The organism is Kluyvera sp. 1366 (assembly GCF_054823405.1).
This window is the reverse complement of sequence record NZ_JBTRDW010000008.1, coordinates 241616-254770: the sequence shown is the minus strand read 5'-3', so window position 1 is coordinate 254770 and position 13155 is coordinate 241616. Positions and strand designations below refer to the sequence as shown.

The following is a 13155-nucleotide window of genomic DNA, read 5'->3' as shown; positions in this document are numbered from 1 at the left end:
CGCAAGGCTTTGAGGAGAAGCTAATGGCCGGCGCAAAAGAAATACGTAGTAAGATCGGAAGCGTAAAAAATACGCAGAAGATCACCAAAGCGATGGAAATGGTCGCCGCCTCCAAAATGCGTAAAACGCAGGAACGCATGGCGGCCAGCCGTCCGTATGCAGATACCATGCGCAAAGTGATTGGTCACCTTGCCTTGGGTAATCTGGAATACAAGCACCCTTACCTGGATGAGCGTGACGTTAAGCGCGTCGGCTACCTGGTCGTTTCGACTGACCGCGGGCTTTGTGGTGGTTTGAACATTAACCTGTTCAAAAAATTGCTGGCAGATATGAAAAGCTGGGCGGATAAAGGCGTACAGAGCGATCTGGCTGTTATCGGTTCGAAAGGCAATTCATTCTTCGGCTCTGTAGGTGGCAACATCGTGGCACAAGTCACCGGTATGGGCGATAAGCCTGCACTGTCTGATTTGATCGGCCCGGTAAAAGTGATGTTGCAGGCCTACGATGAAGGTCGCATCGACAAGCTGTATATCGTTGCCAACAAGTTTAATAACACCATGTCTCAGACTCCGACCATTACCCAACTGCTGCCGTTACCGCCAGCGGAAGGTGAAGAAGAGATGAAGGCGAAGACCTGGGATTACCTGTACGAACCCGATCCGAAAGCGCTGCTGGATACTCTGCTGCGTCGTTACGTCGAATCGCAGGTTTATCAGGGTGTGGTGGAAAACCTGGCCAGTGAGCAGGCCGCACGTATGGTTGCAATGAAAGCTGCAACCGACAACGGCGGAAACCTGATCAAAGAGCTGCAGTTGGTTTACAACAAAGCTCGTCAGGCCAGCATCACCCAGGAACTTACCGAGATCGTCTCGGGAGCCTCCGCGGTTTAACCAGGCATATATCCTGTCGCGCGAGCGCGGCTGGGTATTTTCGTATTAGGTAGAGGATTCAAGATGGCAGCTGGAAAGATTGTCCAGATTATCGGCGCCGTAGTTGACGTCGAATTCCCTCAGGACGCGGTACCGCAGGTATACAGCGCTCTCGAGGTGAAAAATGGTGATGCTCGTCTGGTGCTGGAAGTTCAGCAGCAGCTGGGTGGTGGCGTGGTTCGTACCATCGCCATGGGTACTTCTGACGGCCTGAAGCGCGGTCTGGAAGTTACCGACCTGAAAAAACCTATCCAGGTTCCGGTTGGTAAAGCAACCCTCGGCCGTATCATGAACGTATTGGGTGAGCCAATCGACATGAAAGGCGACCTGCAGAATGACGACGGCACTGTAGTAGAGGTTTCCTCTATTCACCGTGCAGCACCTTCGTATGAAGATCAGTCTAACTCGCAGGAACTGCTGGAAACCGGCATCAAGGTTATCGACCTGATGTGTCCGTTCGCTAAGGGCGGTAAAGTCGGTCTGTTCGGTGGTGCGGGTGTAGGTAAAACCGTAAACATGATGGAGCTGATCCGTAACATCGCGGCTGAGCACTCAGGTTATTCGGTATTTGCTGGTGTGGGTGAGCGTACTCGTGAGGGTAACGACTTCTACCACGAAATGACTGACTCCAACGTTATCGATAAAGTAGCGCTGGTGTATGGCCAGATGAACGAGCCGCCGGGTAACCGTCTGCGCGTAGCACTGACCGGTTTGACCATGGCGGAAAAATTCCGTGATGAAGGCCGTGACGTTCTGCTGTTCATCGACAACATCTATCGTTACACCCTGGCCGGTACTGAAGTATCAGCACTGCTGGGTCGTATGCCATCTGCGGTAGGCTATCAGCCAACGCTGGCAGAAGAGATGGGTGTGTTGCAGGAGCGTATTACCTCCACGAAGACCGGTTCAATCACCTCTGTACAGGCCGTTTACGTTCCTGCGGATGACTTGACTGACCCGTCACCAGCAACCACCTTTGCTCACTTAGACTCAACCGTTACGCTGAGCCGTCAGATCGCCTCTCTGGGTATCTACCCAGCCGTTGACCCGCTGGATTCTACCAGCCGTCAGCTGGATCCACTGATCGTGGGTCAGGAGCACTATGACGTTGCGCGTGGCGTGCAGTCTCTGCTGCAGCGTTACCAGGAACTGAAAGACATCATCGCTATCCTGGGTATGGACGAGTTGTCTGAAGAAGACAAACTGTTGGTGGCACGTGCGCGTAAGATTCAGCGCTTCCTGTCTCAGCCGTTCTTCGTTGCTGAAGTCTTCACCGGTTCTCCAGGTAAGTACGTCACCCTGAAAGACACCATCCGTGGCTTCAAAGGCATCATGGAAGGCGAATTCGACCACCTGCCAGAGCAGGCGTTCTACATGGTCGGCGCTATCGAAGAAGCCGTAGAAAAAGCGAAGAAACTGTAATTTAGGTTTCCCAGGAGGAATGGTATGGCTATGACTTATCATCTGGACGTGGTCAGCGCGGAGCAACAAATGTTCTCCGGTCTGGTCGAGCGTATCCAGGTGTCAGGTAGCGAAGGTGAGCTGGGGATTCGTCCTGGCCACGCCCCGCTGCTGACAGCCATCAAGCCTGGTATGATTCACATCGTGAAACAGCACGGCGAAGAGGAGTTTATTTACCTCTCTGGCGGCGTGCTGGAAGTTCAGCCTGGCAGCACCACCGTTCTGGCCGACACCGCGATTCGCGGTGAAGACCTCGACGAAGCGCGCGCGCTGGAAGCGAAACGTAAAGCGGAAGAGCACATGAACAGCAGCCACGGCGACGTGGATTATGCTCAGGCTTCTGCGGAACTGGCGAAAGCCATCGCGAAACTGCGTGTCATCGAGCTGACCAAAAAAGCGATGTAATCAGGCTTTATGCGTCACGAAATGCCAGCCCTTTGGGTTGGCATTTTTTTTGCCCAAAATTTGCCGCCTGGCGCTGAGCCCGGCTAATTTCGACCCGAGAAAAATGTAGTAATCTCGGGGTTAAACCTTACACTTTCGAAAGTTGAAGAGAATCAGGATAGTTATGTCTACGAACGCGATGAGTGTGGTGATCTTAGCCGCTGGCAAAGGCACCCGAATGTATTCCGACCTGCCCAAAGTTCTGCACACCCTTGCAGGTAAACCAATGGTTCAGCACGTTATTGATGCCGCAACCGGTTTGGGCGCCCAGCAGATCCATCTGGTTTATGGCCACGGCGGAGATTTACTGCAGTCAACGTTAGCGCATAACGCACTCAACTGGGTGCTGCAGGCTGAGCAACTCGGTACCGGCCACGCGATGCAGCAGGCCGCGCCCTTCTTTGCCGATGACGAAGATATTCTGATGCTGTACGGCGACGTGCCGCTGATCTCGCAGGCCAGCTTGCAACGTCTGCGCGACGCGAAACCCGCGGGTGGCATTGGCTTACTCACCGTAGTTTTGGATAACCCAACCGGCTACGGTCGTATCGTGCGTGAAAACGGCACGGTGATCGGCATCATTGAGCAGAAAGATGCCTCGCCAGAACAGCTAAAAATTCAGGAAATTAACACCGGCATCCTGATTGCCAACGGTGGCGACCTCAAGCGCTGGCTGGCACAACTTAACAACAATAATGCGCAGGGCGAATTCTATATCACCGACATCATCGCCATGGCGCACCACGAAGGCCGCGTGATCAATGCGGTGCATCCGGCGCGCATCAGCGAAACCGATGGCGTCAACAATCGCCTGCAGCTGGCAACGCTTGAGCGTGTCTACCAAAGCGAGCAGGCAGAAAAGCTGCTGCTGGCGGGTGTGATGCTGCGCGATCCGGCGCGTTTCGATCTGCGCGGTGCGTTGCAACACGGCCGCGATGTGGAGATCGACACTAACGTGATCATCGAAGGCAAGGTCACGCTCGGCAACCGCGTAAAAATCGGTGCCGGCTGCATCATTAAAAACAGCGTGATTGCTGACGACTGTGAAATCAGCCCTTATTCGGTGATCGAAGATGCCACGTTAGCCGCTGCTTGTACGGTTGGGCCTTTTGCGCGTCTGCGTCCGGGCAGCGAGTTGGCGGAAGCGGCGCACGTGGGCAACTTTGTAGAGATGAAGAAAGCCACGCTCGGCAAAGGCTCTAAAGCGGGTCACCTCTCTTATCTCGGCGATGCGGAAATTGGCGCGGGCGTGAATATCGGTGCGGGTACCATTACCTGTAACTACGATGGCGCCAACAAATCCAAAACCATCATTGGCGACAACGTGTTTATCGGTTCGGATACCCAACTGGTGGCGCCAGTCAGCGTGGCGAGCGGTGCGACCATCGCCGCGGGCACCACGATAATGAAAGATGTGTTAGCTGCGGATCTGGTCTACAACCGTAAAGAACAGAATCAAAAATCGGGCTGGCAGCGTCCTGTTAAGAAAAAATAAATTTTAAAGGCCGACAACGATCGGCCTGTTAGCAGTGCCATAAAAAAATATCCCCACTCTCTACAAGGCTCGGGGAAATCAGGTCGTATGACAACGCAATGGCCGAAAGCCATGAAGTCAGGAAATTACTATGTGTGGAATTGTTGGTGCAGTAGCGCAGCGTGACATCGCAGAAATTCTGCTGGAAGGTTTGCGTCGTCTTGAGTATCGCGGTTATGACTCCGCGGGATTAGCCGTCGTTGATCGTCAGGGCCATATGACGCGCCTGCGTCGTCTGGGTAAAGTGCAGAACCTGGCGGAAGCCGCAGAGCAGCAGCCGCTGATTGGCGGCACCGGTATCGCACACACGCGCTGGGCGACACACGGTGAACCGTCGGAGGCCAATGCGCATCCGCACGTTTCCGAGCACATCATCATCGTGCACAACGGCATCATTGAGAACCATGAGCCGCTGCGCGCGCAGTTGCTTGAGCGCGGCTATCACTTTGCCTCAGAAACCGACACCGAAGTGGTGGCGCATCTGGTGCATTGGGAGCAGAAGCAGGGCGGCACGCTGCGTGAAGTGGTGCTGCGCGTTATTCCGCAGCTGCGCGGTGCGTATGGCATGGTGATCATGGACAGCCGCGATCCTTCGCTGCTGGTGGCGGCGCGCTCCGGTAGTCCGCTGGTGATTGGCCGTGGCGTGGGCGAAAACTTTATCGCTTCCGATCAGCTGGCGCTGCTGCCGGTGACGCGTCGCTTCATCTATCTGGAAGAGGGTGATATTGCGGAGATCACTCGCCGCGAAGTCACCATCATCGATCGTGACGGTAAAACCACTAAGCGCGCTGAAATCGAATCGACCGCTCAGTACGATGCCGGCGACAAAGGCATCTATCGTCATTACATGCAGAAAGAGATTTACGAGCAGCCGAACGCGATCAAAAACACCATCACCGGTCGTTTTAATCACGGCGAAGTCGATCTCAGCGAGCTGGGCCCGGATGCTGAGACGCTGTTGAGCCAGGTCGAACATATTCAGATCATCGCCTGCGGTACGTCATACAACTCCGGCATGGTTTCGCGTTACTGGTTTGAGTCGCTGGCTAACCTGCCTTGTGATGTGGAAATTGCTTCAGAATTCCGTTATCGCAAATCTGCAGTGCGTAAAAATAGCCTGCTGATCACGCTGTCACAATCGGGTGAAACCGCCGATACGCTGGCGGCGCTGCGCCTGTCGAAAGAGCTGGGTTATCTCGGTTCGCTGGCCATCTGTAACGTGGCCGGTTCATCGCTGGTGCGTGAATCCGATTTAGCGCTGATGACCAAAGCCGGCACTGAAATTGGCGTGGCATCCACCAAAGCCTTCACCACGCAGCTGGCAGTATTGCTGATGCTGGTGGCGAAACTCGGTCGTCTGCACGGCATGAAAGCCGAAACCGAGCACGAGATTGTGCACGCGCTGCAGGCCTTGCCGAGCCGCATCGAGCAGATGCTGGCGCAGGATAAAGTGATCGAAAACCTGGCGGAAGGTTTCTCGGATAAACATCATGCGCTGTTCCTTGGCCGTGGCGATCAGTATCCAATCGCCATGGAAGGCGCGCTGAAGCTGAAAGAGATCTCCTACATCCACGCCGAAGCCTATGCGGCGGGCGAGCTGAAGCACGGTCCGCTGGCGCTGATTGATGCCGATATGCCGGTGATCGTGGTTGCGCCTAACAACGAACTGCTGGAGAAGCTGAAATCCAACATTGAAGAGGTACGCGCGCGCGGCGGTTTGCTGTATGTGTTTGCCGATCAGGATGCCGGTTTTAGCGACAGCGATGGCATGAAAATCATCTCTCTGCCGCACGTCGAAGAGGTGATTGCACCGATCTTCTACACCGTGCCGTTACAGTTGCTCTCGTACCATGTGGCGCTGATTAAAGGTACCGATGTTGACCAGCCACGTAACCTGGCGAAATCGGTTACCGTTGAATAATCAGTAACAAGAGTGGGCCCGCAATGGGCCCGCTTCATTTCTGCACGCTGTCATATAACTGTCATATTTCGTACATTTCACTGTCATCAAACTGTCCTATTTTCCCTCCAGCAGCAATCACTGACTCCTACTAAAAAGGCATTGAGCCTGATTTTTTTGAATCCCCTGGAGGGAACATGACACTGATGCGTAGCACCGTAGCCCGAATCCTCGCCGCCACCTTCGCAGTAAGCGCGGTTTCTGCTTTTGCAGCCACCGATCTGACGGGCGCAGGCGGGACATTCCCGGCGCCGGTTTATGCCAAGTGGGCAGCCGAGTACCAGCAAGCCACCGGTAGCAAAATCAACTATCAGGGTATTGGTTCTTCCGGCGGCGTGAAGCAAATCATCGCGAAAACCGTCGATTTCGGTGCGTCTGATGCGCCAATGAAAGAAGAAGATCTGCAGAAAAACGGCCTGTTCCAGTTCCCTACCGTCATTGGTGGTGTGGTGCTGGCGGTTAACATCCCAGGTGTGAAATCCGGTGAACTGACTCTTGACGGTAAAACCGTGGGCGACATCTACCTCGGCACCATCAAAAAGTGGAACGACCCGGCGATCACTAAACTGAACCCAGGCGTGAAACTGCCAGATTCCAACATCAACGTGGTTCGCCGCGCTGACGGTTCCGGTACTTCTTTCGTCTTCACCAGCTACCTGGCAAAAGTGAACGAAGAGTGGAACAGCAAAATTGGTAAAGGTAACACCGTTAACTGGCCAACCGGTCTGGGCGGTAAAGGTAACGACGGCGTGGCCGCGTTTGTACAGCGTCTGCCGGGTTCAATTGGCTATGTGGAATACGCTTACGCCAAGCAGAACAACCTGACCTACACCAAACTGGTTGATGCCGACGGTAAAGCGGTTGCACCAAGTGAAGAGAGCTTTGCTAACGCCGCGAAAGGCGCAGACTGGAGCAAAACCTTTGCTCAGGATCTGACCTTCCAGAAAGGCAACGATGCATGGCCGATCACCTCAACCACCTTCATCCTGATTTACAAAGATCAGGCGAATGCGGAGAAAGGTAGCGAAGTGCTGAAGTTCTTCGACTGGGCATACAAAGGCGGCAGCAAAACCGCAACCGACCTGGATTACGCCGCGCTGCCAGAAAGCGTAGCTAACCAGATTCGTGCAGCGTGGAAAGCGAACATCAAAGATAGCTCCGGTAAAGCGCTGTACCAGTAACAGATTGACCCGGCCAGCCGAGACGGTTGGCCAATCCCAATGGGCGGCCTGCGTGCCGCCCTGACATCCCCCTGAGAACAGAGAATTCTATGGCTGCCACTAAGCCGACGTTCAAAGCCCCCGGTAAACAAGGCGACATGATTTTCGGCGCGCTGGTGAAGCTATCCGCGCTTATCGTGTTGCTGTTGATGGGCGGCATTATCGTCTCCCTGATTTTCTCCTCCTGGCCAAGCATCCAAAAATTTGGTTTCTCTTTCCTGTGGAACAAAACCTGGGATGCGCCAAACGAACAATTTGGTGCGCTGGTACCGATTTACGGCACCCTCGTCACCTCGATTATTGCCTTGATCATTGCCGTGCCGGTGAGCTTCGGCATCGCGCTGTTCCTGACCGAACTGGCGCCAGGCTGGCTGCGTCGCCCGCTGGGCACCGCCATTGAGCTGCTGGCGGCCATCCCCAGCATCGTGTACGGCATGTGGGGCCTGTTTGTTTTCGCGCCGCTGTTCGCCGAATATTTCCAGACGCCGGTTGGCAACGTGATGGCGAATATCCCGATTGTCGGCACGCTATTCTCTGGCCCGGCATTCGGTATCGGTATTCTGGCAGCGGGCGTGATTCTCGCCATCATGATCATTCCTTACATCGCCTCGGTGATGCGCGACGTATTTGAACAAACGCCGGTGATGATGAAAGAGTCGGCTTACGGTATCGGCTGCACCACGTGGGAAGTGATCTGGCGCATCGTGCTGCCGTTCACCAAAAACGGCGTGATCGGCGGCGTGATGCTTGGCCTGGGCCGCGCGTTGGGTGAAACCATGGCGGTGACCTTTATCATCGGTAACACCTACCAGCTCGACAGCGCTTCGCTGTTTATGCCGGGCAACAGCATCACCTCCGCGCTGGCCAACGAATTCGCCGAAGCGGAATCCGGTGTTCACGTTGCGGCTCTGATGGAGCTGGGTCTGATTCTGTTCGTGATTACCTTTATCGTGCTGGCGATCTCCAAACTGATGATCCTGCGTCTGGCGAAGAGTGAAGGAGCCCGTTCATGACCGCTATTGAAGTTCAGGCTCGCGCCGAGCTGGAAGCCTCGCGCCGCAAAATGCAGGCATGGCGCAGTACTAAAAACAAAATTGCCCTGACGCTGTCGCTGATGACCATGGCATTCGGTCTGTTCTGGCTGGTGTGGATTCTGTTCACCACCGTTACGCGCGGCGTTGATGGGTTGAGCTGGGAGCTGTTTACCGAATCGACACCGCCGCCCAACACCGCAGGCGGTGGTTTAGCCAACGCCTTACTCGGCAGCGGTTTACTGATTTTCTGGTCGACGATCATCGGAACGCCGCTCGGCATCATGGCTGGGATTTATCTGGCGGAATATGGCCGTAAACACTGGCTGGCGGAAGTGATTCGCTTCATCAACGACATTCTGCTGTCAGCACCGTCGATTGTGGTGGGCCTGTTTGTTTACACCATTGTGGTATCGCAGATGCAGCACTTCTCCGGTTGGGCTGGTGTGGTAGCGCTGGCGCTACTGCAAATCCCGATTGTGATTCGTACCTCCGAAAATATGCTGCGCTTGGTACCCGACAGCATGCGTGAAGCGGCTTATGCGCTGGGTACGCCGAAGTGGAAGATGATTTCGGCGATTACGCTGAAAGCCTCGGTTTCCGGCATCATCACCGGTGTGCTGTTGGCCGTGGCGCGTATCGCCGGTGAAACCGCACCGCTGCTGTTTACTGCACTGTCGAACCAGTTCTGGAGCACTGACATGATGCAGCCGATCGCTAACCTGCCGGTCACCATCTTTAAATTCGCCATGAGCCCCTTTGCCGAGTGGCAAAGCCTGGCGTGGGCGGGTGTGCTGATTATTACCGTGTGCGTGCTGCTGCTGAACATTGTGGCGCGTGTGGTTTTCGCCAAGGGCAAACACTAATTTCCCGGCGCGGCTTCGGCGGCGCTGCTTATGAGAGACGAGAATGAGTAACGTGACTTCATCAGCCGGTAAAATTCAGGTCCGTAATCTGAACTTCTATTACGGTAAGTTTCACGCGCTGAAAAACATCAATCTGGATATCACCAAAAATCAGGTGACCGCGTTTATCGGCCCATCAGGTTGCGGTAAATCCACTTTGCTGCGCACCTTCAACAAAATGTACTCGCTCTATCCGGAGCAGCGTGCCGAAGGTGACATCCTGCTGGATGGCGATAACATTCTGGCTTCCAATCAGGATATCGCCCTGCTGCGCGCCCGCGTCGGTATGGTGTTCCAGAAGCCTACGCCATTCCCGATGTCGATTTATGACAACATCGCCTTCGGCGTGCGGCTGTTTGAGAAGCTGTCGCGTGCCGATATGGATGAGCGCGTGCAGTGGGCGCTGACCAAAGCCGCGCTGTGGAATGAAACCAAAGACAAGCTGCATCAGAGCGGTTACAGTCTTTCCGGCGGTCAGCAGCAGCGTTTGTGCATCGCCCGCGGCATCGCGATTCGCCCGGAAGTGCTGTTGCTGGATGAGCCTTGCTCCGCGCTGGATCCGATTTCAACCGGTCGTATTGAAGAGCTGATCACCGAACTGAAGCAGGATTACACTGTGGTGATCGTGACTCACAACATGCAGCAGGCTGCGCGTTGTTCTGACCACACCGCTTTTATGTATCTGGGCGAGCTGATTGAGTTCAGCGATACCGATACCTTGTTCACTAAGCCCGCAAAGAAGCAGACCGAAGATTACATCACCGGTCGTTACGGCTGATTCAGGAGACGCACATGGATAATTTAAATCTGAACAAACACATCTCCGGTCAGTTCAACGCGGAGCTGGAGCACATTCGCACGCAAGTGATGATCATGGGCGGCATGGTTGAGAAGCAGCTGATGGACGCCATCACCGCGATGCACAACCAGGATGGCGAGCTGGCGCGTCACGTCATTGACGGCGACCAGAAGGTTAACATGATGGAAGTGGAGATTGATGAAGCCTGCGTACGGATCATCGCCAAACGCCAACCGACCGCCAGCGATTTGCGCCTGGTAATGGCGATCATCAAGACCATTTCTGAGCTGGAACGCATTGGCGACGTGGCGGAAAAAATCAGCCGCACCGCGCTGGAGAAGTTCAGCCAGCAGCACCTGCCACTACTGGTGAGCCTTGAAGCGCTTGGTCATCACACCGTGCAGATGCTGCACGACGTGTTGGATGCGTTCGCGCGCATGGATCTCAACGAAGCCATCAAAATCTACCGCGAAGATAAGAAGGTGGATAAAGAGTACGAAGGCATCGTGCGTCAGCTGATGACCTACATGATGGAAGATCCGCGCACTATCCCAAGCGTGCTGACCGCGCTGTTCTGCGCGCGCGCCATCGAGCGTATCGGCGATCGCTGCCAGAACATTTGCGAAATTATCTTCTATTTCGTCAAAGGTCAGGATTTCCGTCATGTGGGCGGCGACAAGCTGGATGAACTGCTGTCGGGCGATGACGGCAGCAATAAACCCTCTTGATTGATGCGTCGGCGGCCCGTTGCCACTGTGGCTAACGGGCTGCCTGCTTAAATTCTGTCTGTTCTCATCGATTCCCTCTCTTTATACTTGGCGCACTTTTTTCTGCCAGGTGCTGTTACATGTCTTCCCCAACTCCTCAAAAACAAGCCATTACACCGGCGAAAGCCATGGTGGCGGCTATCAGCGGCTACGCGATGGACGGATTTGATCTGCTGATTCTTGGCTTTATGCTGCCGGCGATCAGCGTCTCGCTGGCGCTCGATCCGTCTCAGGCCGGTTCGCTGGTCACCTGGACACTGATTGGCGCGGTGATCGGCGGCATCGTGTTTGGCCATCTCAGCGATCGTTATGGTCGCATCCGTATCCTTACCGTTACTATTCTGGTGTTCTCAGTGTTCACCGGCCTGTGCGCCGTGGCGCAGGGTTATTGGGATCTGCTGGTGTACCGCACGCTGGCGGGCGTGGGATTGGGCGGAGAGTTCGGCATCGGCATGGCGCTGATTGCCGAAGCCTGGCCGAAAGAGAAGCGCAACCGCGCCTCGGCGTGGGTGGGCATTGGCTGGCAGCTCGGTGTGCTGCTGGCGGCCTTTATCACGCCGCCGCTGCTGAGCGTGATTGGCTGGCGCGGCATGTTCCTCGTCGGTTTGCTGCCGGCGCTGGTCTCCTTTGTGATTCGCCGCAGCATGGGCGAGCCGGAGAGCTTTACCCGCCACGTGGAGAAAACGCCGCAGCTCTCGTTTGGCGCACGTCTTAAATTGCTGTTTGCCGATCGCGCCACCAGTAAAGCCAGCCTGGGGATTTTCATTCTCTGCTCGGTGCAGAACTTTGGTTACTACGGATTGATGATCTGGATGCCGAGCTATCTGTCGTCCAGCTTCGGTTTCAGCCTGACCAAATCTGGCCTGTGGACGGCGGTGACGGTGGTGGGCATGACGTTCGGCATCTGGCTGTTTGGCGTGCTGGCCGATCGTTTCGCGCGCTGGAAAATCTTCCTGCTGTATCAGTTTGGCGCGGTGGTGATGGTGGTGGTGTATGCGCAGCTGCGCGATCCTACGGTGATGCTGTTTACCGGCGCGCTGATGGGGATGTTTGTGAACGGCATGATCGGCGGCTACGGCGCGCTGATTTCCGATACTTTCCCACCGCAGGCGCGCGCAACGGCGCAGAACGTGTTGTTTAATTTGGGGCGTGGCGTAGGCGGGTTTGGTCCATTGGTGATTGGCCTGCTGGCGACCAATATCTCTTTCACCGCGGCGATCACGCTGCTGGCGCTGATTTATCTGCTGGATATCGCCGCCACGCTGTTCCTGCTGCCGAAGAAGCAGAGCAACGAGGATTCGTTAGGGGCGATTGGCTGATTTGGATTGTGCTGGCTGTCCCCCATCCCGGCCTTCCCCCATTCATGGGGGAAGGCCGGGATGGGGGACAGCCAGCACGAACCGAGGAGGGGGAAAACGAGCTCTACCCCACCAAATCCCAGCCACGCGCGCGCCACAAATCCGGCAACTGCGCCATATCATCAAAGCGCGTCACCAGCGGATGATCGAGTTCGGGATTGTGCGCATCGGCGCAGTAGTAAAACACCGGAATCCCGGCCGCGATCCCGGCACGCGCGCCCGCTTCGGAATCATCCACCAGAATGCACTTCTCAATCGGCACCTGCATCTGCTCGGCGGCGTGATACATCAATTCCGGATCCGGCTTCCAGTGGTTAATGTCATACCCGCTGTACAGCTTGCCATCGAGATACGGCAGCATGCCGGTCAATCCCAGCGAATGCTGCATCTTCTTCACCGTGCCGTTTGAAACCACACACATTGGTACTTTCACGCGCTCCACCAGCGCTTTGGCACCGGCAATCGGCTTCAAATCGAGATCAAACAATCTCGCCACTTCGGCGCGATAGGCGGTTTCCACTTCTTCGAGTGGCAGTTCAACCTGCTGTTCGGCTGCCACATCGCGGATGATGTCGTAGAGCTTTACCCCTTTATACTGCTCAAACATTTGCTGCAGAGAGCGTTCAATACCGTAGCGGGCAAAGGTGTTGACGTAAGCTTGCGTACAGATCACTTCGCTGTCGACCAGCGTGCCGTCGCAATCAAAAAAAATACATTCCACCGACATCGCACATCATCCTTTTGTTA

Annotated in this window: 12 protein-coding genes; 11 read left to right on the top strand and 1 reads right to left on the bottom strand. The window is 55.3% G+C overall.

All coding sequences use genetic code 11. The features are described from left to right. The first annotated feature begins 23 nt into the window (after positions 1-23). The 11 genes from atpG to ACVLVH_RS19000 all read left to right on the top strand — a co-directional run bounded on the left by atpG (position 24) and on the right by ACVLVH_RS19000 (position 12369). Positions 24-890 carry a F0F1 ATP synthase subunit gamma gene (gene atpG / locus ACVLVH_RS19050; protein WP_101763910.1) on the top strand — a complete coding sequence of 289 codons (867 nt, stop codon included), beginning with the start codon at positions 24-26 and terminating at the stop codon, positions 888-890. 63 nt (positions 891-953) lie between these two features. Beyond that, on the top strand, positions 954-2351 hold the full coding sequence (atpD, locus tag ACVLVH_RS19045) for a F0F1 ATP synthase subunit beta (protein ID WP_008106718.1): 1398 nt from the start codon (positions 954-956) through the stop codon (positions 2349-2351). Between the two features lie 24 nt (positions 2352-2375). Then, the gene (locus tag ACVLVH_RS19040; RefSeq protein ID WP_008106717.1) at positions 2376-2795 is read left to right on the top strand and encodes a F0F1 ATP synthase subunit epsilon; all 420 of its coding nucleotides are present in this window, start codon (positions 2376-2378) and stop codon (positions 2793-2795) included. Positions 2796-2958: 163 nt separating this feature from the next. Further along, on the top strand, positions 2959-4329 hold the full coding sequence (gene glmU / locus ACVLVH_RS19035; protein WP_137386820.1) for a bifunctional UDP-N-acetylglucosamine diphosphorylase/glucosamine-1-phosphate N-acetyltransferase GlmU: 1371 nt from the start codon (positions 2959-2961) through the stop codon (positions 4327-4329). Positions 4330-4459: 130 nt separating this feature from the next. Next, the gene (gene glmS / locus ACVLVH_RS19030) at positions 4460-6289 is read left to right on the top strand and encodes a glutamine--fructose-6-phosphate transaminase (isomerizing) (RefSeq protein ID WP_222185620.1); all 1830 of its coding nucleotides are present in this window, start codon (positions 4460-4462) and stop codon (positions 6287-6289) included. A 176-nt stretch (positions 6290-6465) separates the two neighbouring features. Continuing rightward, entirely contained in the window at positions 6466-7509 is a 1044-nt protein-coding gene (pstS, locus tag ACVLVH_RS19025) for a phosphate ABC transporter substrate-binding protein PstS (protein ID WP_049852409.1), read from the top strand. 89 nt (positions 7510-7598) lie between these two features. Beyond that, positions 7599-8561: a phosphate ABC transporter permease PstC gene (pstC, locus tag ACVLVH_RS19020; RefSeq protein ID WP_101763907.1), complete on the top strand. Its 963-nt coding sequence runs from the start codon at positions 7599-7601 to the stop codon at positions 8559-8561. Beyond that, positions 8558-9445, top strand: coding sequence for a phosphate ABC transporter permease PstA (gene pstA / locus ACVLVH_RS19015; RefSeq protein ID WP_101763906.1), 888 nt, complete (start codon positions 8558-8560; stop codon positions 9443-9445). Before pstC ends, pstA begins: the two co-directional genes overlap by 4 nt. Positions 9446-9488: 43 nt before the next feature. Beyond that, complete coding sequence (gene pstB, locus ACVLVH_RS19010; protein WP_101763905.1) at positions 9489-10262, top strand: phosphate ABC transporter ATP-binding protein PstB; 774 nt, start codon at positions 9489-9491, stop codon at positions 10260-10262. Between the two features lie 14 nt (positions 10263-10276). Next, positions 10277-11011 (top strand): phosphate signaling complex protein PhoU, encoded by a 735-nt coding sequence (gene phoU / locus ACVLVH_RS19005; protein WP_007893583.1) that lies wholly within the window; start codon positions 10277-10279, stop codon positions 11009-11011. A gap of 119 nt (positions 11012-11130) precedes the next feature. Next, the gene (locus tag ACVLVH_RS19000; protein ID WP_217549507.1) at positions 11131-12369 is read left to right on the top strand and encodes an MFS transporter; all 1239 of its coding nucleotides are present in this window, start codon (positions 11131-11133) and stop codon (positions 12367-12369) included. A 103-nt stretch (positions 12370-12472) separates the two neighbouring features. Here ACVLVH_RS19000 and yieH read toward each other — a convergent pair whose 3' ends face one another. Then, entirely contained in the window at positions 12473-13135 is a 663-nt protein-coding gene (gene yieH, locus ACVLVH_RS18995; protein WP_498949957.1) for a 6-phosphogluconate phosphatase, read from the bottom strand. Positions 13136-13155 lie beyond the last annotated feature (20 nt).